Genomic DNA, 22,037 nt, shown 5'->3' with positions numbered 1-22,037 from the left:
GTCCCGGTGCCTGTGACGGCGCTCTCGTTCCCTCCGCGCCGGCGGCCGATTTGCACCGCGCCGATAAACTCGTGAGGTTGTCCACCGACCGAAAGGGACTCCTCCGTGTCCGCATCCCGGCTCCAGGCGCCAGCCCGGCCTGCCTCCGGCAACCCCAACGCGGCACCCCGCAGCGTGTACCGACCGGAGGTACAGGGCCTGCGGGCCCTGGCCGTCGTGCTGGTGGTGCTCTACCACGTCTGGCTCGGCCGGGTTTCCGGCGGGGTGGACATTTTCCTGCTGATCTCCGCCTTCCTGCTCACCGGTTCCTTCGCCCGCCGGCTTGAAGCCGGCCGCCCGCTGGAGCTGGCCCGGTACTGGGCCCGCGCCTTCAAGCGCCTGGTTCCGGCAGCCGGCCTGGTCCTGCTGGCGGTGCTGGCGGGTGCGGCGATGCTGCTGCCGGTCAGCACCTGGAGCAGCCTGTTCCGGCAGGGCTGGGCATCACTGCTGTACGTCCAGAACTGGGTCCTGGCCAACAGCGCCGTCGATTACTACGAACGCGACAACAGCACCGCCAGCCCGCTGCAGCACTTCTGGTCCCTGTCGGTCCAGGGCCAGGTCTTTGTCCTGTGGCCGCTGCTGTTCGCCGCGGCGGCGTTCGCCGTGCGCCGGTTCGGGCTGCGCCCGCGGCCGCTGCTGGTTGCGGTGTTCGGAGCCGTGTTTGCCGCCTCGCTCGCCTTCTCCGTCCAGCAGACGGCGACCAACCAGGCCTACGCCTACTTCGACACCCGGACCCGACTCTGGGAATTCGCGCTGGGTTCACTCCTGGCGCTGCTGCTGCCGTATCTGCGCCTGCCGGCCGCCGTGCGCGGCGCCATGGGGTGGATCGGCCTGGCCGCGATGCTCAGCTGCGGCCTGATCCTGCAGGTCCAGCAGCAGTTCCCGGGATGGATCGCCCTATGGCCCCTGCTGGCCGCCGCCCTGATCATTGCCGCAGGACACACGGGGCTGCGCTGGGGAGCCGATCGGCTCCTGGCCTGGGCCCCGCTGGTGAAGCTGGGGGACAACTCCTATGCGCTGTACCTGTGGCACTGGCCGCTGCTGGTGTTCTGGCTCGCCTGGAGCAACCAGCCGAGGGCGGGGCTGGCGGACGGCGCGGTGGTCATCGCGGCCTCACTGGTGCTGGCCCTGCTGACCACCCGGCTGGTGGAGCGACCGCTGCGCGGCTGGCACTGGTCCGAGGCCACCACCCGGCGCAGCGCCGTCGTCACCGCCGCGTGCGCCGCCCTCGTGGCCCTGCCGCTGGCCGGGGCCCAGGCGAAGGCCCACGCCGACGCGCGGCAGCTGCAGCAGCAGAGCATCGCGGACAATCCCGGAGCCCGGGTGCTGGACCCGGACTTCGAACACGCCGGCTCCACGCAGGCCCTGGTCAAGCCCGCGGCGGCCAACCTGGACAGCGAATGGGCCCGCTTCGACGGCCCCTGCCCCGCGGACATCGCCCCCGCGGAGGGCTCCGTGCTCGACGGGCACTGCCAGCAGATCGGCACCGCCGAGGGTGCCGAAAAGACCATCCTGGTCCTGGGCGACTCGCACGCCATGCAGTGGTCCGCCGCGCTGCGGCCCGCGGCGCTGGCCAACGACTGGCACGTCGTCACCATCCTGAAGATGGGATGCCGCTACGGCGCCGAGGACCCGGAACGCTCCGCGGAGTGCAACGCGCACAACGCGGCGGCCCGGGACTATGTGCTCGAACGCAGGCCCGACGCCGTGTACACGGTGGCATCGGTCACCCGCGAATCCAGTCCGGACGAGATCCTGGCCGGCGGCTACGAGGACGGCGTCCGCCCGTTCGCCGAGGCGGGAATCACGGTCCTGGCGATGCGGGACAACCCGCGGTTCGAGTTCGACATGTTCAAGTGCCTTGAAGCGAACGACCTCGACGTCCAGGCCTGCCGGGTGCCGCGCAGCGGGCTGCTCGCCGCGGTGTCGCCGCTTGAGGGCCTGCCCGGGCGGATTCCCGGCGTCAGGGTGCTCGACATGACCGACCAGCTCTGCACGGCGGAGGAGTGCCCCGGCATCATCGGCAACGTCGCCGTCTACATGGACCACGACCACGTCACCCGCACGTATGCCGAGAGCACCGCCGAAGTGTTCGCCGAACGGGTCCGCGCCGCCACCGGCTGGGAGGCGGAAGCGCCGGAAGCCGTCCTGCCGGATTCCCTGCAGGAATAGGGAGGGCCGCCGGATCGTTCTAGGATGGAAAGAAGCCCGTTTATAACGGCCACATCCCCTCCCGGTCCGTCGCGAAAGAGGCGCAGCTTTGTCCCAGCAGTCCCCAGAACACGACCCGTTCGGCTTCGTCGGCCTGACCTATGACGACGTCCTCCTGCTGCCCGGCTTCACGGACGTCATTCCGTCCGAAGCGGACACCAGCTCCCGGCTGACCCGGCGCATCACCGTCCAGACCCCGCTGATCTCCGCGGCCATGGACACCGTCACCGAGTCCCGGATGGCCATCGCCATGGCCCGCCAGGGCGGCCTGGGCGTGATCCACCGCAACCTGTCCATCGAGGACCAGGCCGAGCACGTGGACCGCGTCAAGCGCAGCGAATCCGGCATGATCACCAACCCGGTGACCGTCTCCCCGGACGCCACCCTGCAGGAACTGGACGACCTCTGCGCCCACTTCCGCGTCTCCGGGCTCCCGGTCACCGACGACCAGAAGCGCCTGCTGGGCATCGTCACCAACCGCGACACCCGCTTCATCCCGCGCTCCGACTATCCGCTGCGCAAGGTCGCCGAAGTGATGACCCCGATGCCGCTGATCACCGGACGGGTCGGCATCACGCCCGAAGAGACCATGGAGCTGCTGGACAAGCACCGCATCGAGAAGCTGCCGCTGGTCGATGACGCCGGCCGGCTGCAGGGCCTGATCACGGTCAAGGACTTCGACAAGGCCGAGCAGTATCCGCTCGCCACCAAGGACGACGAGGGCCGCCTGCGCGTCGGTGCCGCCGTCGGCTTCTTCGGAGACGGGTACGAGCGGGCGATGGCCCTGGTCGAGGCCGGCGTGGACGTGCTGGTCGTGGACACCGCCAACGGCCACAGCTCCGGCGTGCTGGACATGATCGCCCGGCTCAAGAAGGATCCTGCCGCCGCCCACGTCGACGTCATCGGCGGGCAGGCGGCGACCCGCGACGGCGCCCAGGCGCTGATCGACGCCGGCGCCGACGCCATCAAGGTCGGCGTGGGCCCCGGCTCGATCTGCACCACCCGCGTGGTCGCCGGCGTCGGCGTACCCCAGGTGACCGCCATCTACGAAGCGGCGCGCGCCGCGATTCCGGCCGGCGTGCCGGTCATCGCCGACGGCGGCCTGCAGTACTCCGGAGACATCGGCAAGGCCATCGTCGCCGGCGCCGACACCGTGATGCTCGGTTCCCTGCTCGCCGGCTCCGCCGAGAGCCCCGGCGAACTGGTGCTGGTGCAGGGCAAGCAGTTCAAGGCGTACCGCGGCATGGGCTCCCTGGGCGCCATGCAGACCCGCGGCCGGAACACCTCCTACTCCAAGGACCGCTACTTCCAGGCCGACGTGCCCAGCGACGAAAAGCTGATTCCCGAGGGCATCGAAGGCCAGGTGCCCTACCGCGGCCCGCTGTCCGCCGTCGCGCACCAGCTGGTCGGCGGCCTGCGCCAGACCATGTTCTACACCGGCGCGCACACGATCCCCGAGCTGAAGGCCAAGGGCAAGTTCGTCCGGATCACCTCCGCCGGCCTGCGCGAGTCGCACCCGCACGACATCACCATGACCGTGGAGGCGCCGAACTACGGCACCAAGCGCTCCTAGCGCCCGCATCTGAGCGCATCGAACTCTGAGCGAATCGAAGGCGCCGCCCGCACTGCGGGCGGCGCCTTCGCGGCACTAAGAGCCTCGTCCTGTGAGCGTGGACGCGCTTTCCCGGCGGGCGGACAGGTGACTGGGATAACCTAGAGGCGTGAGTACTGAGATTGAGATCGGCCGTGGCAAGCGCGGGCGCAGAGCCTTTTCCCTGGACGACGTTGCGATCGTCCCCTCCCGCCGGACCCGCGACCCGCAGGACGTGTCCATCGACTGGCAGATCGACGCCTACCGCTTCGACATGCCGGTCATCGGCGCGCCGATGGACTCGGTCATGTCCCCGGCCACCGCGATCGCGCTGGGCCGCCTCGGCGGGCTCGGCGTGCTCAACCTCGAGGGCCTCTGGACCCGGTACGAGGACCCCCAGCCGGTCCTCGACGAAATTGCGCAGCTGAAGGGGGACAACTTCAACCCCCAGGCCACCCGCCGGCTCCAGGAAATCTACGCCGCGCCCATCCAGGCCGAGCTGATCACCTCCCGGCTCGCCGAGATCCGCGAAGCCGGCGTCACCGTGGCCGGCTCCCTCACCCCGCAGCGCACCCAGGAGTTCTACAAGACCGTCCTGGCCGCCGGCGTCGACGTCTTCGTCATCCGCGGCACCACGGTCTCGGCCGAGCACGTGTCCAAGAACGTGGAGCCGCTGAACCTCAAGCAGTTCATCTACGAACTCGATGTCCCGGTCATCGTTGGCGGCGCCGCCGGCTACACCCCGGCCCTGCACCTGATGCGCACCGGCGCCGCCGGCGTGCTGGTCGGCTTCGGCGGGGGAGCGACCACCACCACCCGCCGCGCCCTGGGCATCCACGCGCCGATGGCCACCGCCATCTCCGACATCGCCGAAGCGCGGCGGGACTACATGGACGAGTCCGGCGGCCGCTACGTCCACGTCATTGCCGACGGCGGCATGGGCACCAGCGGCGACATCATCAAGGCCATCGCCATGGGCGCCGACGCCGTGATGCTCGGCTCCGCGCTGGCCCGCGCAGACGAGGCCCCCGGCCACGGCTGGCACTGGGGCCAGGAAGCCCACCACAGCGAGCTGCCGCGCGGCGACCGGGTGCACCTGGACACCGTCGGACCCCTGAAGGAAGTCCTCTGGGGGCCCTCGCACCACACCAACGGAACGTCGAACCTGATGGGCGCGCTGCGGCGCGCCATGGCCACCACCGGCTACTCGGACCTGAAGGCCTTCCAGCGTATCGAGGTCCTGGTCTCGCCCTATCTGTACAGCAGTTGATTTCCTACAGTTGACGCACCGGCGTCAGACCGAGGGGTCCGGACCACCCGTGCCGGAGCCGAAGGAGGAAGCCTTGACCAGTACCACAGATGCACTGAGCCCGGCCTACCGCGAGGAGGCGATGGCCCGGCTGCGGGCCACGGCTGAACCCGGAAACGCCCTGGATGTCCTCATCGTCGGCGGCGGCGTCGTCGGCGCCGGCGCCGCCCTGGACGCCGTGACCCGCGGGCTGAACGTGGGGATGGTCGAGGCGAGGGACTGGGCCTCCGGCACCTCCTCCCGCTCGTCCAAGCTGATCCACGGCGGCCTGCGCTACCTGGAGATGCTCGACTTCGCCCTCGTGCAGGAGGCGCTGAAGGAACGCGGCCTGCTGCTGCAGCGGATCGCCCCGCACCTGGTCAAGCCGGTCCCGTTCCTGTACCCGCTGACCCGCCGGTTCGTGGAGCGGCCCTACGTCGGGGCGGGAATCATGCTCTACGACACCATGGGCATCACCTCCGGCAACGCCCGCGGCGTCCCCGGGCACAAGCACCTCAGCCGGCGCGGGACGCTGCGGGCGGCGCCCAGCCTCAAGGACGACGCCATGGTCGGCTCGATCCGCTACTACGACGGCCAGGTCGACGACGCGCGGTACGTCGCGACCATGGTGCGCACCGCCGCCCACTACGGGACCGCCGCGGTCAACCGGCTCGCCGTCGTGGACTTCCTGCGCGAGGGCGAACGGGTGGTCGGCGCCCGGGTGCGGGAGACCGAAACCGGCGAGGAATTCGACATCTTCGCCAAACAGGTGGTCAACGCCACCGGTGTGTGGACCGACGAGACCCAGGCCATGGTCACCGACCGCGGCCAGCTGAAGGTCCGCGCCTCCAAGGGCGTGCACCTGGTGGTGCCGCGCGACCGGTTCCAGTCCACGGTGGGACTGATCCTGAGGACCGAGAAGTCGGTGCTGTTCGTCATCCCCTGGGGGCGGCACTGGATCATCGGCACCACCGACACCGACTGGAACCTCGACAAGGCCCACCCCGCCGCCACCTCCGCGGACATCGACTACATCCTCGAGCACGTGAACCTGGTGCTGAAGACGCCGCTCACCCGGGAGGACGTCGAGGGCGTCTACGCCGGCCTGCGGCCGCTGCTCGCCGGGGAGAACGACTCCACCGCCAAGCTCTCCCGCGAACACGTGGTGGCGCACCCGGTGCCGGGACTCGTCGTCGTCGCCGGCGGCAAGTGGACCACCTACCGGGTGATGGCCAAGGACGCCGTGGACGAGGCCGCCCGGGCGATGGACGAGCGGGTTCCGGAAAGCTGCACCCAGACCATCCCGCTGCTGGGGGCCACCGGGTACAAGGCGGCCTGGAACCGCCGGCACCGGCTTGCCGAGGAGTACGGGGTGCACGTGGCCCGCGTGGAGCACCTGCTGAACCGTTACGGGTCCCTGGCCGTGGAGGTCCTGGACCTCATCCGCGCCGACCCCGCGCTGGGGGAGCCGCTGCCCGGCGCCGACGACTACCTGGGGGCCGAGGTGGTCTACGCAACCACGCATGAGGGCGCCCGGCACGTCGAGGACGTGCTGGCCCGCCGCACCCGGATCTCGATTGAATCCTGGGACCGCGGCGTCGCCGCCGCACCCGTGGTGGCAGGGCTGATGGCTCCGGTGCTGGGCTGGGACGAGGCCAGGATCGAGAACGAGACCCTGCACTACCTGGCCCGGGTCGAGGCCGAGCGGCGCAGCCAGGAACAGCCCGACGACAAGTCCGCGGACGCCGCCCGGCTGGCCGCCGAGGACATCGTTCCCACGGTCTGACCGGTGCGGATGGACAGCGGGCTGCAGCTGGGGGCAGGCGACACGGTGCTCACCGAGCCCGGATTCGTGCTGCTGGACATGGTGGCCGCGGACCGGTACGACGCCGCGGCGCAGCTGGCCGAACTGCTCTACCGCGGCGGCCGGCTGCGCAGCCTGCCCGAATTCCTCGAGCAGGTCCAGGCCCGGGAACACCAGCTGGCCACGGGCCTGCCGGGCGGAATCGGGCTGCCGCATGCGCGCAGCGACCAGGTCACGGCCGCCTCCATCGCCGTCGGTGTGACGAAGTACGGGCACAGCCTCGACTTCGGGGCCGCCGACGGACCGGCCACCGTGGTGCTGCTCATCGCCACCCCGGCCGGATCGTTCTCCGAGCACCTGGAGGTGCTGGCGACGCTGGCGCGGTCCCTGTACCGGCCCGCGTTCCGGGAGTCGCTGCGCCGGGCGCAGGACGCCGGAGTGATCGCGGAGCTGATCAACTCCTCCGTGGTCTTCTTCGACCATTGACCGCCCATTGGGTTTTCTACAAGGGTTCGAAGTACGGTTAATCCCGTGCTGAGAACTGCTTTGAAGCCGCGCTGGATCGCCGCGCTCGTCTTCGCCCTCGCCCTGTCGTGGGTGTTCGTGCTGCTGAGCCAGTGGCAGTTCTCCACCGCGGAAAGCGAGCCGCCGCCGCCCGCCGCGGACACCGAAAACGTCCGTCCCCTGACCGAGGTCTTCACCCCCGCCACCGACCTGATGGGTACGGAGGCGGACCGGATGGTCACCTTCACCGGCGCCTTCGACGACGGCCGCACCGTGCTGGTCGAGGAGCGCCTGCAGGGCGACAAGACCGGATGGTGGGTCGTGACGCCGATGTCGGTGGACGGTGCGCCGGGCGGGGAATGGATTCCGGTGGTCCGCGGCTGGATTCCCGACCCGCAGGATGCCGAGCCGGCCCCCGAAGGGGAAGTGACCGTCGTCGGGCGCCTGCTGCCCCCCGAAGCGCCCGAGCCGCGGCAGCCCGACGGCGGCGACACCGTGCCCACGCTCTCCCCGGCGGAACTGGCGAACCGGTGGGACCTGCCGCTGTACGCCGCGTTCGTGCCCGCCCATGAAACCCTGGACGCCGCCGGCGCACCCGTCGACACCGGCGCCATGGAGGCCGTGGTGATCGGCCCGCAGCCGCAGGAGACCAGCATCAACTGGATGAACGTCTTCTACGCCGTCGAATGGGTTATTTTCGCCGGCTTCTCGGTCTTCCTCTGGTGGCGGCTCGTGGCCGACGACCACCGCCGCGCCCTTGAGGACGCGGAGGACGAGGAAGACTGGGACGACGTGGACGACCCGGCGGACGGGCAGGAGCGGGCAGGCAACGAGACCCGCGAACCGGGGGAAGAACCGGTGTCGGACCCCTCGCCGGCCCGAGAACCCTGACCCCGCCCCGCCATCCGCCCGAAGGAACAGTGAGGAACGCAGTGACCGATCAAGCCCCCGCCCGCAAACCCCGGCCCAAGAAGCGCCGGTTCGGCGGCACCCACGCCCAGATCCGCTCCGCCCTGGGCTTTTACAAGGTCTTCTCCTACGTCACCGGCATCTTCCTGCTGCTGCTGGTCATCGAGATGATCATGAAGTACGCACTGGAGATCCCGGCGCCGATGATCGGCTCCCTGAACCTCTACACCGGAGTCCTGATCGCCCACGGCTGGCTCTACGTGGTCTACCTGATCGCCGACTTCCGGCTCTGGCAGCTGATGCGCTGGCCGTTCTCGAAGTTCGTCCTGATCGCGCTCGGCGGCGTTGTGCCCTTCCTGTCCTTCATCGTGGAGGCCCGGATCCACAAGCAGGTCCTGGCCGAGCTCGAAGCGCATCCCGAGGCCGCTTCCCGCTACTGAACCTCCGGCCCGTGCGTCCTGCCCGGAGGCGGGCAGGACGCGATGTGCCAGCGGGGGCGGGCGCCGACTATCCTTGGAACCGTGACTGATTCCGCCCCCACCGATCCCATCGAAGAGCGGCCCGTGCTCGTGGTGGACTACGGCGCCCAGTACGCGCAGCTGATTGCCCGGCGCGTGCGGGAAGCCGATGTCTACTCCGAAGTCGTGCCGCACACCTATTCCACCGAGCAGCTGCTGGAGAAGAACCCGGCTGCCATCATCCTTTCCGGCGGGCCTTCCAGCGTCTACGCCGAAGACGCCCCGCAGGTGGACGGCAAGCTGTTCGAGGCAGGGGTGCCGGTCTTCGGCATCTGCTACGGCTTCCAGGCCATGGCCGCGGCCCTTGGCGGCAAGGTCGCCAAAACCGGCCTGCGCGAATACGGCTCCACCGACGCGATGGTCGCCGGCGACGCCCGCTCCATCCTCGAAGGCACCCCCGAGCACCAGAACACCTGGATGAGCCACGGTGACAGCGTGCAGGAGGCCCCGGAGGGCTTCGAAGTCCTGGCCAGCACGGCCGGCGCCCCGGTGGCAGCGTTCGCCAATGAGGAAAAGAAGCTCTACGGAGTGCAGTGGCACCCCGAGGTCAAGCACTCCGCCTACGGGCAGCAGGTGCTGGAGAACTTCCTGTTCAAGGGCGCCAAGCTGGACCGCAGCTGGACCACCGGCAACATCGTCGAGGAACAGGTCGAGCGGATCCGCGCCCAGGTGGGCTCCTCCCGGGTCATCTGCGGGCTGTCCGGCGGCGTTGACTCCGCCGTCGCCGCCGCGCTGGTGCAGCGCGCCGTCGGCGACCAGCTGACCTGCGTGTTCGTCGACCACGGCCTGCTGCGCGAAGGTGAGGCCGAGCAGGTCGAGCGCGACTTCGTCGCCGCCACCGGCGTCAACCTCTACGTCGCCAACGAGCAGGAGCGCTTCCTCTCCGCCCTGGCCGGGGTCACTGATCCGGAGACCAAGCGCAAGATCATCGGGCGCGAATTCATCCGTTCCTTCGAGGAAGCCGAACGGGCGATCATGTCCCAAGCCGAAGCTGAGGGCGAGCCGATCCGCTTCCTGGTCCAGGGCACGCTCTACCCCGACGTCGTCGAATCCGGCGGGGGCGAGGGCGCAGCCAACATCAAGAGCCACCACAACGTGGGCGGGCTGCCCGAGGACATGCAGTTCGAACTCGTCGAACCGCTGCGCCTGCTGTTCAAGGACGAGGTGCGCGCCGTCGGCCGCGAGCTCGGCCTGCCGGCCGAAATCGTCGGCCGCCAGCCGTTCCCCGGCCCGGGCCTGGGCATCCGCATCATCGGCGAGGTGACCCGCGAGCGGCTGGACCTGCTGCGCCGGGCCGACGCCATCGCCCGCGCCGAACTGACCGCCGCCGGCCTGGACGACGACGTCTGGCAGATGCCCGTCGTCCTGCTCGCCGACGTGCGCAGCGTGGGCGTCCAGGGTGACGGCCGGACCTACGGCCACCCGATCGTGCTCCGCCCCGTCTCCAGCGAAGACGCGATGACCGCGGACTGGTCGCGGCTGCCGTATGACCTGCTGGCCCGCATCTCCAATCGGATCACCAACGAAGTGGACGGCGTGAACCGCGTGGTGCTGGACGTGACCAGCAAGCCGCCGGGAACCATCGAATGGGAGTAAAAGCGGGAAACTGAGCACAGTTTCTCCTGCGGGGGACGGCCGATCCGGCCGCCCCCCGCGTTGCTTCCCCGCCCAGGCCAGGGGAAGCGATAGCGTTAAACCCATGCCAATCTGGTCGAGATCGTCGCGCGCAAGTGCAGAAAAGAGGGCAGGAGTGCCTGAGGAGAACACCGGGGACGCTGCGTCTGACTTCCTGCTGCCCTGGCTGGCACAGCTGGGACACCCCAGCGGACCGGATACCCTGCTGCGGTTCGTGCCCTCGCCCAGCAACAGCATCGACCTCACCCACGCGCACCCGTCGGGGCTGGCACAGCTGCTCGCCGGCCGGCGGACCCGCCTCTCGACCCTGCTGCGGGACCCGGAACAGTACCGGGCCGCGATGCGCGCCGCCCGGCTGCTGCGCGCGAAGATCTACGAGCTCGGCACCGACCGGGGGATCGACGTCGGCTACATGGCCGCCGGAACGGCCTCCTGGCGCTACGCCGCCGACGACGCGCTCCGGCCCGAATCGCTGACCGCTCCGGTGCTGCTGACGCCCGTCTCCCTGACCGTGCACGCTTCCCAGGACGACTACGAGTTCCAGCTGACCGGCAAGGCCATGCTCAACCCGGCCTTCGTCCGCCACCTCCACCGCGAGCAGGGCTTGGACATCGACGCCGGCAACCTGGCCCGGCTGGCCTACAGCACCGCACGGTTCGATCCGCATCCGGTGCTCGAGCGGCTGCGCACGCTGACCGAGGGCGTGCGGAGCATCAACATCGAACACAAGCTGCTGGTCTCCACCTTCGCCGACCTCGCCGACCCGGCCGACGACCCCGCCCTGAACCCCGCACATCCCGTGCTCCGCGCACTGATCGACACCGCCACCGGGTCCGCCGGCGAGCCCGCCCAGGCCCGCGTGCCCGACCTGCCGCCGCTGGATGAACGCGATCCGGCCGATGAGCTGCTGATCCTCGATGCCGACCCGGCCCAGCAGGAGGTCCTGGACCTGGTGGCCGACGGACAGTCGCTCGTGGTCTCCGCCCCGCCCGGAACCGGGCAGACCCAGACCGCGCTGAACGCCGTCGCCCGGCTGGTGGCCGACGGCAAATCCGTGCTCCTCGTCGCCGAACGCCGTGGCACGCTGAACCAGTTCGTCCAGCAGCTGGACTCCCTGCAGCTGGGTTCCCTGGTGCTGCAGCTCGGCGGCGGACTCAGCGAGGAGCAGCTGAAGGACCAGCTGGTGCGCGCCGTCGTCCGGAACGAGAAGGCCACCGAACCGAACCTGGCCAGCCTGCACAAGGTGCTCACCGAGAACCGCCACCAGCTGCGCGACCACGTCAAGTCGCTGCACAACGTGCGCCGCCGGTGGGGCTGCTCCCCGTACCAGGCCATGCAGTCCCTTGCCGAGCTGACCAGCATGAACCCCGCTCCGGCAACCACCGTGCGGCTGAAGCGCAGCGTCCTGGACAGCATCACCGACCGCACCGAACTCACCGGACGGCTGCGCCGGGCCGCCGAGCTGGGCAGTTTCAGCCGGGCAGCCACCACCAGCCCCTGGTTCGGCGCGAAGCTGCTCAACCGCAAGGAGACCGAGGAGGCGCACCGCCTGGCGCTCTCCCTCGCCGAGGAGCTGCCGCAGCTGCGGGCCAAGGTGCAGGAGGTGGCCGGGCATTCACAGATCCGCCTCGGCGAGACGTTCGCGCAGTGGGGCGAGCAGCTGGAGCTGCTGGTCGCCGTGCGTGAAAGCCTGGACAAGTTCACCGCCGACATCTTCGACCGCCCGGTCACCGACCTGATTTCGGCGACGGCCTCCTCATCGTGGCGCCGGGAACACGGCGTCGACATGACCTCGATGACCCGCTCGCGGCTGCGCCGGGTGGCCAAGGAGTACATCCGCCCCGGCGTCCACATCTCCGACCTGCACGCCTCACTGGTCCAGGTCCAGCAGCAGCGCGCCACCTGGGCCCGCTACGCGACGACCCAGCGGCACCCCTCGGTCCCCACGGGACTGGCGGACCTTAACGCCGACTACCGCCGCATCAAGGCAGAGCTGGACCAGCTGACCGGAATTCTTTCCGGCACCCCGGACCGGCCCGACCTCGCCGGCCTGCCCCTCGACGACCTGGAGAAGCGCCTGACCGCCCTCTCGGACGACCGGCAGACGCTTGAAACCCTGCCGGAGCGGACCCTGCTGCTCGATGAGATGCGGGCCCAGGGGCTCGGCGAACTGCTCGATGACCTCGAGGCCCGGGAAGTGCCGGCACGGCAGGTCGGCTATGAGCTGGAACTGGCCTGGTGGCAGTCCGCGCTCGAGGCCATGATCAGCGGCGATGACTACCTCGCCATGTCCGACGGCGACAGCCTGCGCCGGCTGGAGGCCGAGTACCGGCTCGCGGACAACGCCCACATCGCCTCCGGCGCCGGACGCCTGCGCTGGGACCTGGCCCGCCGCTGGCAGGACGCCCTGGACGCCGACCCCTCGGCCGCCGGCGAGCTCCGCCGGATGCTCAAGGAAGGGCCGCTGACGCTCTCCGGGCTGGCCGCACTGCCGGAGGCGTTGGTGTCCTCGCTCATTCCGGTCTGGGCGATCAGCCCGCACCTGGTGCCGCGCGTGGTTCCGGCCGACCGGACCTTTGACGCCGTCATCGTCCTTGACGCCGAGTCCACCAGCCTGCCGGCCGCAGTCCCCGCCCTGGCCCGGGCGGAACAGGTGGTCGCCTTCGGCGACGGCGAGCTCGGCGCCCCGGTTCCCTTCACCATCGGGGTGGACAGCCCCCAGCCCGGCCCCGGCAGCGACGACACCAGCGTCTTCGAGGCCCTCGCCGGGGTGCTGCCCGTGCGCCGGCTCACCACCGTCTACCGGGCCGTGGACCGCGCCCTGGTGGAAATGATCGGCGGCGAGTTCTACGGCGGACGGCTGAGCATGATTCCGCGCGGCAGCGAAGTCACCGCAGGTGACCGCGGCGTCGTCGTGGAGTACCTGCCCGACGGCACCGGCATGCCCAGCGCCGACCATGAGGGAGTCGAATCCGTCGCCGCCGAGGTGAACCGCGTGGTTGACCTGGTCTTCGACCACGTGCGGCGCCGTCCGCACCAGTCGCTGGCCGTCATCACCGCCACCCCGCGGCATGCGGCCCGGGTCGCCGAAGCGATCCGGCTGCAGATGGCCAACTTCCCCTGGTCCTCCTCGTTCTTCTCCCCGGGCCCGGAATCCTTCCGGGTGGTACCCGTGGAACGGGCGGCAGGCATGGTCCGGGACTGCGTCATCTTCTCGCTGGGATTCGGGCGCACCCCGCACGGCCGGGCCCTGCACAGCTTCGGTCCGCTGTCCGCGCCGAACGGCCGCGGCCTGTTCGTCACCGCGATGAGCCGGGCGCGGAACCGCCTGCATGTGCTTACCTGCTTCCGCCCGGAGGACCTGGACCGCAGCCGGCTCGGGTTCGGAGCCCTGGACTTCTACGAGCTGATCAGCCGCGAACTCGACCGCCCCGAAGGGATCAGGCCCGAGCCGCCCACCGGGCGCAGCCGCATCACCGAGGACGACCCGCTCGTGGCGGACCTGGTCGAGCGGCTGCGCGCCCGCGGGGCGAGCGTCTGGGACCACTACGGTGAAATCGACATCGTGGCCACCACGGACCAGGCGGGGGAGGACGCAGTTCCGCTTGCCATTGAGTCCGACGGCACCGACCGCTACCGCCGGATGACCGTGCGCGAGCGCAGCCGCCTGCGGCCGCAGATGCTGGAGCGCCAGGGCTGGCGTTACCTGCCGCTGTGGACCATTGAAGTGTTCTCCGATCCGGCGGCCTGCGCCGACCTCGTGGGCAGCTACCTTGGCCTCGGTCCGGCTCCGGACGCAGCCGGCTGGCAGGCCGGGCCTGCCGCGGCGGGTCAGCCCGCTGCGGACCGGGCTGCCGCAGCCGCCGGTAACGCCAAGGACGGCAACGTGCAGGGCACCGCCGCGGCGGATGCGGACGCCTCCGCCAACGGTGTCGCCGCGCCGGGCGCCGGAACTGCGGGCGGTTTCGTATCCGTTGTTCCCCATGGCAGCACCAGGTTCCGGGTACGGGGAACCAGGGACACGGGGGAGACAGCCGCCCCGGACCGGCAGGAAGAGGAACATGAGGGACAGCAGGCAGGCTCCAAGTAACGGCCACTCCGGCTCCCCGGCCCGGCAGCAGCCGGCCGGGGCGGCCGCGCCGGAGAACGCAGTGCCCGAGAATGCGGAGCCCAGGAATCCAGTGGTCGAGAACCCTGCGGCGCCGGACCTGTCCGTTCAGGGCGCGGCGCCCGTGGAGCCGCGGCGCCGCCGTGGCCATCGACGCGTCAGCACCGGCGGTTCGGGCGCCCCGCCCGGTGCCGCATTCAACCTCAAGGCCGCCGAAGACGAGCCCGCTGCCTGGGGCGACAAGGGCGAGGACCGCGAATCCTGGCTCAAGGCCCAGCGCCCGCCGCACTGGGGCTGAACGCGGACACCGGGAGCAGAGCCGGGCTGCCGCCGGTGGCGTCATGGCCTACCCGCCTCCCGTGAGCACCAGGGACAGGCCGCCCTCCCGGGAAGCCGAGGAGAGCTCGGCGGCCTGAGGCCCCGGAACAGCGAGCACCACGAGGCCTTCGTCAGCTTCGCCCCAGGGGCCGCCGGTCAGGCCCGCGGAGGACCCCTCCGCCCCGCCGGTCCACAGCACGGGCAGCCCCCGCCCGATGGTCCGGGTCCCGGGCTCGGCGGCGAAGCCCGGCTCCCCGCTTACCACCACGTCCACCAGCTCCCCGGGGTGCAGGAGCCGGACGGCGGCGGGGTCCTCCGGCCGAACCGTGACGGCGGCAGTGCCCGGCGGTGAGCCCTGAAGGAGCCCGGGGCCCAGCAGCACGGTTTCGGACAGCGGCATTCCGGCGGGAAGGGGATGGGCCAGCCGCCGTCCCGTGACGGAGGCCGGATCGGTGACGGCACCGGGCGGGACGGCTTCGGCCGGGATCCGCAGGGCATCAAGCTGGGTCGGCTCGAGCAGGCTGCCCGCCGCGAGGTCCTGGCGGGCGGTTACGACGGTGCTGTAGTCCTGGCCTGCAGGAACCAGGGACTGGACAGTTACGCCCGCAGCAAGGCAGAAAAACAGGGCAGCGGCGCGACGGCGGTTCCGCAGCAGGAACCGGTGCAGGCGCCCCCGCGGGGCCGTACCGGAGACGGTATGCGCGGAGGGGCCGGCTGCAGGGCGGGAGGAACCGAAAACAACCATGCCGCGAGCCTGCCGGGGCCCGCGGCATGGAGGAAGCGGCCGGTGATGGTCCGGGGACGGTGCCCCGGGCAGGGCTGCTTGTGGAGGAGCGGAGGTATCAGCTGCCGGAGGCGGAGGCCGCCGCGGGCGCAGGAGAGGACTTGGCTTCCGTGGAACCGGACCCTGACGGGGCGCCGGCCCCGGAGGATGCGCCGGCGGACGAAGCGGTGCTGTCAGACGTGGCAGCGGGGAGGGAGCTCTTGCCCTCGCGGGAATCCGTCCGGTAGAAGCCGGAACCCTTGAAGACCACGCCCACGCTGTTGAACTTCTTGCGCAGGGTGCCGCCGCATTCGGGGCACTCGGTCAGGGAGCTGTCGGAGAACGACTGCTGGATGTCAAAGGCGTGGCCGCAGTCCTTGCAGGCGTATGCGTAGGTAGGCACTGTTTTCCTCCTGGATGCGAATCAGGACGTCCCTCGGGCCGCCGCCCTGCGGCACCCGTTGGCACTCGTGGGCTTCGAGTGCTAACTATACACCCGGCGCGCGCCCAGTTCCCGCCAGCCCGACGGCGTCAGGGCCGCCGCGACCGGGGCATCCAGCCCCGTGACAGGGAAGCTTCCCGGGGCAAGGACCTCGTGGTCGTAGAGCACTGTGGCCACCGGAACAGCCGGCGGCAGGGACGCCAGGAACCGGTCGTAGTAGCCGCCGCCCTTGCCGAGCCGTCCTCCGGCGGTGTCCACGGCCAGGCCCGGGGTCAGCACGGCGGCCAGCGGCAGCTGCTCGGCGGGGACGCCGGGCACCTGCGGCTCCGCAACGGCGGCGTACCGGCTCCGGCCGATCGGTGTTCCCGGCTGCCAGGGGGCCCAGCTCAGCCGATAGCCGGGTTCACAGATCGGCACCACGACGCGGAGTCCGCCGGCATGCAGGGCCTGCAGCAGCGGCAGCGTGGGCGGCTCCGATCCCACGGAGAGGTAGGCAGCGACCGTTCCGCCTTCCGGGACGAGTTCCGCGATGGCTGCCGCCCCGCCGTCGGCCAGCGCCCGGCCGGCGGCTGCCTTTTCGTCGGCACTGAGGGCGCGACGTCGGAGCAGCAGTTCGGCGCGGACCTGATCCTTGGAGTGCATAGGGCCATTCTGCCCGCCGGGCAGGATTTTTTGGTCCAAACAAAGGGAATCTATGTACGCTTACGCTCATGACTTCTCGACCTGTGAACAAAGCCGTCATCCCGGTAGCCGGTCTGGGCACCCGCTTCCTGCCCGCCACGAAGGCCATGCCCAAGGAGATGCTGCCGGTGGTTGACAAGCCGGCCATCCAGTACGTGGTCGAGGAGGCCGTCAACTCCGGAATGCCGGACATCCTGATGATCACCGGCCGGAACAAGCGCTCCCTCGAGGATCACTTCGACCGGGTCCCGTTCATCGAGCAGACCCTCGAAGACAAGGGCGACACGGACAAGCTCGCCATGGTCCGTGCCTCCTCCGACCTGGGCGAAATCCACTACCTTCGCCAGGGCGATCCCAAGGGCCTGGGCCACGCCGTGCTGCGCGCCCGCCAGCACGTCGGCAACGAACCGTTCGCGGTGCTGCTCGGTGATGACCTGATTGACGCCCGCGAGGACCTGCTCGAGCGGATGGTCGAGGTGCAGGCCCGCACCGGCGGCTCCGTCATCGCCCTGATCGAGGTCGATCCGGAACAGATCAGCTCCTACGGCTGCGCGGACATCTCCGTGGTCGAAGGCGAGGACTACGTCCGCGTCAACAAGCTGGTGGAAAAGCCAGCCGCCGACGAGGCGCCGTCGAACCTCGCCGTCATCGGCCGCTACGTCCTGCACCCCGCCGTGTTCGATGTGCTGGAGGAGACCGGCCCGGGCCGCGGCGGTGAAATCCAGCTCACCGACGCGCTCCAGACGCTCGCCGCTGCCGAAGGGGAGGGGGCCGGCGTGTACGGCGTCGTCTTCCGCGGCCGTCGCTACGACACCGGTGACAAGCTCAGCTACCTCAAGGCCGTGGTCACCCTGGCCTCCGAGCGCGAGGATCTGGGCCCCGAGCTGCGCGAGTGGCTCAAGGACTTCACCGCCGACGCCGAAGCCTAGCGCCGTGGGGTGGCCCGGCCTGCGGTCGCTGACGCTGGAGCACGGTGACGTGCTGCTGCGCCCGATCCGCTACCGCGACCGCTCCGAATGGACACAGCTGCGGGCACGCAACGCCGCCTGGCTGGGGCCGTGGGATGCCACGGATCCCCGGCCGGGCGGCATCGCGCCCAGCTACGGGCAGATGGTGCAGGCGCTGCGCGCGCAGGCACGGGAGCACACGGGCCTGCCCCTGGTCATCACCGAACGGCAGGCCGGGCCCGGCGCACGTCCGGCGCTCGTCGGCCAGCTCAACGTTTCGTCGATCGTCTGGGGTTCGGCCCGCACGGCCACCCTGGGTTACTGGGTGGACCGGGACCGGGCCGGCCGCGGGATCGTCCCCACCGCCGTCGCCCTCGCCACCGACTACTGTTTCGGGGAGCTGGGCCTGCACCGGATGGAGATCAACATCCGGCCGGAGAACGGCCCCAGCCTCCGCGTGGTGCAGAAGCTGGGCTTCCGTGACGAGGGCCTGCGGCAGCGTTTCCTGCACATCAACGGCCGCTGGTGCGATCACCGCTCCTTCGCGCTCACCGCCGAGGAGGTTCCCGAGGGCCTGCTGTCCCGCCTGCAGGCCGGATCCGGAGCGGGCTGATCGCGACACACCGCAGCGAATGCGGACCCGGCCCCGGCTTAGCTCATACGGTCATAGTGTGGATTTTTCCCTGAACAGCTCGCTGGTCCTGGCGCTTGCCGTGGGCCTTTGGCTGCTCTGGGTGGCTCCTTACCTGCTCGGCGGCCGGTCCTCAGCCTCCGGGAGTTCCGTCGACGGTGCACGCAGGCCGACGGCGCCTCGGCGCCCGGACGTTCACCATCGCATCGTCCCGCCTACTCAACCCGCACCGCCACGGTCCTCCCAGGGGAACACCATGAACCACGCCTCCGAACGCAGCGGACAGACCACCCGCCCCTCCAACGCCGCACCCGTCCTGCGCATCCGCTACGGCCGCCTGGCCCTGGCGCTTGCCGGTCTCGCGGCACTCGTGGCGGTGCCCGTCACGGTAGTCCTCCTCGCGGCCGGGGCGGCGCCCTGGTGGGCTCCGGCGGCAGCAGCCGGGCTCCTGGCCGCCGACGTCGCGGCCCTGCGCCTGCTCGCGGTCCGGGACCGCCGGCGACGTGTGCAGCGGGCGTTCCGCCATGCCATGGCCGCCCAGCCGCCGGCCGCCCCCGCCGCGGCGCCGGAACCGGCCCCGATGCCGGCAGCCGAGCCGGCAGAGCCGTTCGACGCCGAGCTGCATGAGGAACCGCAGGTCCCCAGGCTCTCCGCCGAGGAGCTGCGTGCCGCCGCGCTTGCCGAAGCGGTCCGAACCGGCACCCTGGCCCCGCGTCCGGCCGAAACGCCGTGGCAGCCGGTCGAGCTGCCCCGTCCCACCTACGTCGACGCGCCCCTGGCCGAGCGGCCGGAACCGGCACCGCTGAACCTGCCCGAGGAACCCCGCCCCGCCGCCCGTACCAGCCTCCGCGCGCCCGCAGCAGCCGGCGGGACCGCCTCCACCGACCTGCCCGGCTCCGGGAACCGGCAGGAGCCGTCCCCGATGACGGGCATCCTGAACCTCGACGACGTCCTCCAGCGCCGCCGCGCCTGACCCGGGGCTGCACCCCCCCCCCGTGGAGGACGCGTCGGGCCCAGGCCGCGAGGCCGCCCTGGTCGAGCTGCTGCAGGCACCGGAAATGGAGCCTGCGCTGGTGCAGCTGCTGCGTCCGCTGCGGCTGCGGCTTCAGGACTGGCGGCACCTGCGCACGCATCATCGGCCCCGTGCCGGTGCGAGTGCCGTCTACCGCCTGCAGGCACAGGCCCGCGACGGTCAGCAGCTGACCCTCCATGCCGTTGCCGCCACCGCCGCCCCGGAGACGCCGGGAACCACCACGGCGCGCGTGGCCGGCACGCAGCTGCGGCTGTGGCTGCATCCCCGTGACCCGCGGCTGCCGGACCTGCCCTGGGCCACCAGCGCGGCGGCGGTGGGCCGGGACCTGTTCGACGGCGCCCTGCCGGCACTGGAGACCCTTGCCTACCGGCCGCTGCGCCGGGCCGTGATCCGCGCCTCCGACGCCGGCCGGGTCCGCTACCTCAAAGTGCTCCCGCCCCCGGCCGCGGCCGCCCTGCGCACCAGGCACGTGCTGCTGCAGGAGGCCGGGCTGCCCGTCCCGGCGCTGGTCGAAGGAGCCCCGCCGGCCACCGTCGCCGCCGACCAGGCGCCCGGGAACCCCATGGTCCGCCCGCTGCTCACGGGATCCGGCCTGGACCCGCTGCAGCTGCCGGCCCTGCTCGACCGGCTGCCCGCCGGGGTGCTGAAGCTGCGGGCCCGCCCGGCCTGGAGCGAGCGCGTGCTCGACTATGCCCGCGCCGCATCGGTGGCCCTGCCCGAGGCGCAGGCCCGCATCCGTGCCCTGGCGGAGGCCGCCGCACGCCGGGCGGCTGCCGCCGACGTCGGTCCCGTGGTTCCGGTCCACGGAGACTTCCATCCCGGCAACCTCCTGATCGGGCAGGGGCAGGTGACCGGCCTCCTGGATCTCGACGCCGTCGGGCCCGGACACCGGGTGGATGACCTGGCCTGCTTCCTGGGGCACGCTGCGGTCCTGGCCGCCGTGAACCCGCACCGCCCTGAGGCAGCGGCCGAGACGGCCCGTTTCCGGTCCGCGTTTGAGAGCGTGGTCGACCCGGAGGCACTCGCGGCCCGCGCCGCCGCCGTCGCGCTCACCCTGGTGGCGGGAGCCCGCGGGCGCGCCTTCCGGCCCCGTGCGCGCGAGGCGGAACTGCGGCTGGCCGCCGCTGAGGCGCTGCTGGACCGGAGGCTGCCGGGGGAGCCCTGAGCCGCGGCCCACGTAGGGTGGAACCCATGCATGAACCTCGCTTTGGCGCAGCCGTCGATGACGCCGTCGGCCTGGACATCGGCGGGAGCAAGACCCACGCCGTGCTCATCCGCGGCGGCCGGGTTGTCGCCGAGGCCGTTGCCGGCAGCGCCACCGTCCAGAACGTCACCGTCGCCGACGCCGCCGACGCCCTCGGCGACGTGTTCGGCCAGCTGGGAGCAGGCCATGTGGCACGCGTGGTGGCCGGCGCCGGCGGCATCGACACCCCGGAGGACGCCGCCGCGCTGACCGCGCTGATCCGGCGCGCCGCACCCGGAGCCCGGGTCGACGCCGTCCACGACACCCGCCTCATCCTCGCCGCCGGCCGGGCCTCCGCAGGCATCGCCGTTATCGCCGGCACCGGTTCCGCGGCGTGGGGCGTGAACGCCGACGGCGCCCAGGCACGCAGCGGCGGCTGGGGGTATCTGCTCGGTGATGAGGGAAGCGCCTACTGGACGGCCCGCGAGGCGGTCCGGCACACCCTGCACCGGCACGACCTCGGCCTGCCCATGGACAGCCTGGGCGAGGCTCTGTTGCAGGGCTGCGGGGCGCAGCGGCCCGAGCAGCTGATCGCGCTCTTCCACTCCGCTGCGGGCCGGCGCTGGTGGGCTGCACGCGCGCCCCTGGTGTTCGACGCCGCTGCGGCAGGCAGCACCGCGGCCGCACGCATCGTGGAACGTGTGGCCGACGACCTCACGGAGCTGGCGGCCGACGTCGCCGGGCGGCTGGGGCTGCCCGGCCCGGTGGTGGTCGGCGGCGGGCTGGGCGTCCATCAGCCGCTGCTGCAGGACCAGCTGCGCAGCCGGATGGCCCGCCGCGGGCTGGAGCAGGTGCGTTTCCTGGACCGGGACCCGGTGCACGGGGTGCTGTTCCTCCTCGGCCTGGAACCGGAGGCCGCGGCATGAGCGGCGACTTCGATGTCCGGGTGGGCGCCTACGCGGTCATCGTGCGCGAAGGGCGCATCCTGCTGGCGCACTGGAACCAGGGCGGGCACAGCGGCTGGACCCTGCCCGGCGGCGGCCTGGAGCTGCTGGAGGACGCACCCGCCGCCGCCGTGCGGGAGGTCTTCGAGGAGACCGGCTACCACGTCCGGCTGGGCGGCCTGCTGGGCGTGGACAGCCACTTCATTCCTCCGGAGCGACGGATGCACGGCACCCGGACGCTGCACGCCCTGCGGGTCATCTACCGGGCCGAGATCGTCGGCGGCAGCCTCACGGTGGAGGCCGACGGCACCACCGACGGAGCCGCCTGGTTCGACTTGGCCGATGTGCCCGCGCTGGACACCGTCAGCCTGGTCGACGCAGGGCTTCGGCTGCATGCCGCCGGTCCGGTTGACCGTTGAGCGGCACGGCGGGTGATCCCGGGCATGTGCTGGACGGGGTATTGCCCGTGAAATACGTTAAACGCAGGC

The 22,037-nt window shown here is 71.4% G+C and carries 19 protein-coding genes; 16 read left to right on the top strand and 3 right to left on the bottom strand.

The features are described 5' to 3' along the window. Positions 1-105 precede the first annotated feature (105 nt). The 10 genes from AC5RV6_RS01720 to AC5RV6_RS01675 all read left to right on the top strand — a co-directional run bounded on the left by AC5RV6_RS01720 (position 106) and on the right by AC5RV6_RS01675 (position 14,905). On the top strand, positions 106-2,211 hold the full coding sequence (locus AC5RV6_RS01720) for an acyltransferase family protein (protein WP_494005559.1): 2,106 nt from the start codon (positions 106-108) through the stop codon (positions 2,209-2,211). Between the two features lie 88 nt (positions 2,212-2,299). Next, positions 2,300-3,823 carry an IMP dehydrogenase gene (gene guaB, locus AC5RV6_RS01715; RefSeq protein WP_494005558.1) on the top strand — a complete coding sequence of 508 codons (1,524 nt, stop codon included), beginning with the start codon at positions 2,300-2,302 and terminating at the stop codon, positions 3,821-3,823. Between the two features lie 148 nt (positions 3,824-3,971). Beyond that, a complete protein-coding gene (locus AC5RV6_RS01710) occupies positions 3,972-5,111 on the top strand; it encodes a GuaB3 family IMP dehydrogenase-related protein (protein WP_494005557.1) in 1,140 nt (379 codons plus the stop codon). 121 nt (positions 5,112-5,232) lie between these two features. Next, positions 5,233-6,915 carry a glycerol-3-phosphate dehydrogenase/oxidase gene (locus tag AC5RV6_RS01705; RefSeq protein WP_494006601.1) on the top strand — a complete coding sequence of 561 codons (1,683 nt, stop codon included), beginning with the start codon at positions 5,233-5,235 and terminating at the stop codon, positions 6,913-6,915. A gap of 9 nt (positions 6,916-6,924) precedes the next feature. After that, complete coding sequence (locus AC5RV6_RS01700) at positions 6,925-7,419, top strand: PTS sugar transporter subunit IIA (RefSeq protein WP_494006600.1); 495 nt, start codon at positions 6,925-6,927, stop codon at positions 7,417-7,419. A gap of 45 nt (positions 7,420-7,464) precedes the next feature. After that, positions 7,465-8,328 (top strand): SURF1 family protein, encoded by an 864-nt coding sequence (locus AC5RV6_RS01695; protein ID WP_494005556.1) that lies wholly within the window; start codon positions 7,465-7,467, stop codon positions 8,326-8,328. A gap of 41 nt (positions 8,329-8,369) precedes the next feature. After that, positions 8,370-8,786: a DUF3817 domain-containing protein gene (locus AC5RV6_RS01690; RefSeq protein ID WP_494005555.1), complete on the top strand. Its 417-nt coding sequence runs from the start codon at positions 8,370-8,372 to the stop codon at positions 8,784-8,786. Positions 8,787-8,909: 123 nt separating this feature from the next. Then, the gene (guaA, locus tag AC5RV6_RS01685; RefSeq protein ID WP_494006599.1) at positions 8,910-10,460 is read left to right on the top strand and encodes a glutamine-hydrolyzing GMP synthase; all 1,551 of its coding nucleotides are present in this window, start codon (positions 8,910-8,912) and stop codon (positions 10,458-10,460) included. Positions 10,461-10,614: 154 nt separating this feature from the next. Continuing rightward, complete coding sequence (locus tag AC5RV6_RS01680; RefSeq protein WP_494005554.1) at positions 10,615-14,589, top strand: AAA family ATPase; 3,975 nt, start codon at positions 10,615-10,617, stop codon at positions 14,587-14,589. Positions 14,590-14,680: 91 nt separating this feature from the next. Next, positions 14,681-14,905, top strand: a complete 225-nt coding sequence (locus AC5RV6_RS01675; RefSeq protein ID WP_494005553.1) for a hypothetical protein — start codon at positions 14,681-14,683, stop codon at positions 14,903-14,905. A 48-nt stretch (positions 14,906-14,953) separates the two neighbouring features. Here the strand turns inward: AC5RV6_RS01675 and cpaB are convergent, their stop codons facing one another. From cpaB to AC5RV6_RS01660, 3 genes are all read right to left on the bottom strand, one after another. Further along, positions 14,954-15,670, bottom strand: a complete 717-nt coding sequence (gene cpaB, locus AC5RV6_RS01670; protein ID WP_494005552.1) for a Flp pilus assembly protein CpaB — start codon at positions 15,668-15,670, stop codon at positions 14,954-14,956. A gap of 97 nt (positions 15,671-15,767) precedes the next feature. Beyond that, positions 15,768-16,091: an FmdB family zinc ribbon protein gene (locus AC5RV6_RS01665; protein ID WP_494005551.1), complete on the bottom strand. Its 324-nt coding sequence runs from the start codon at positions 16,089-16,091 to the stop codon at positions 15,768-15,770. Positions 16,092-16,172: 81 nt separating this feature from the next. Further along, the gene (locus AC5RV6_RS01660) at positions 16,173-16,772 is read right to left on the bottom strand and encodes a 5-formyltetrahydrofolate cyclo-ligase (RefSeq protein ID WP_494005550.1); all 600 of its coding nucleotides are present in this window, start codon (positions 16,770-16,772) and stop codon (positions 16,173-16,175) included. A gap of 68 nt (positions 16,773-16,840) precedes the next feature. On the opposite strand from AC5RV6_RS01660, the gene galU reads away from it, so the two are divergent. From galU to AC5RV6_RS01630, 6 genes are all read left to right on the top strand, one after another. Next, positions 16,841-17,740 carry a UTP--glucose-1-phosphate uridylyltransferase GalU gene (gene galU, locus AC5RV6_RS01655; protein ID WP_494005549.1) on the top strand — a complete coding sequence of 300 codons (900 nt, stop codon included), beginning with the start codon at positions 16,841-16,843 and terminating at the stop codon, positions 17,738-17,740. A gap of 4 nt (positions 17,741-17,744) precedes the next feature. Then, a complete protein-coding gene (locus AC5RV6_RS01650; protein WP_494005548.1) occupies positions 17,745-18,371 on the top strand; it encodes a GNAT family N-acetyltransferase in 627 nt (208 codons plus the stop codon). 274 nt (positions 18,372-18,645) lie between these two features. Next, a complete protein-coding gene (locus tag AC5RV6_RS01645; RefSeq protein WP_494005547.1) occupies positions 18,646-19,362 on the top strand; it encodes a hypothetical protein in 717 nt (238 codons plus the stop codon). A gap of 22 nt (positions 19,363-19,384) precedes the next feature. After that, positions 19,385-20,587, top strand: coding sequence for a phosphotransferase (locus AC5RV6_RS01640; protein ID WP_494005546.1), 1,203 nt, complete (start codon positions 19,385-19,387; stop codon positions 20,585-20,587). A gap of 26 nt (positions 20,588-20,613) precedes the next feature. After that, positions 20,614-21,531, top strand: coding sequence for an N-acetylglucosamine kinase (locus tag AC5RV6_RS01635; protein ID WP_494005545.1), 918 nt, complete (start codon positions 20,614-20,616; stop codon positions 21,529-21,531). Further along, the gene (locus AC5RV6_RS01630; RefSeq protein WP_494005544.1) at positions 21,528-21,968 is read left to right on the top strand and encodes an NUDIX hydrolase; all 441 of its coding nucleotides are present in this window, start codon (positions 21,528-21,530) and stop codon (positions 21,966-21,968) included. Before AC5RV6_RS01635 ends, AC5RV6_RS01630 begins: the two co-directional genes overlap by 4 nt. The last annotated feature ends 69 nt before the right edge of the window (positions 21,969-22,037 follow it).

It is taken from the genome of Arthrobacter saudimassiliensis (genome assembly GCF_059090665.1).
This window is presented reverse-complemented; position numbering and strand designations above follow the sequence as displayed.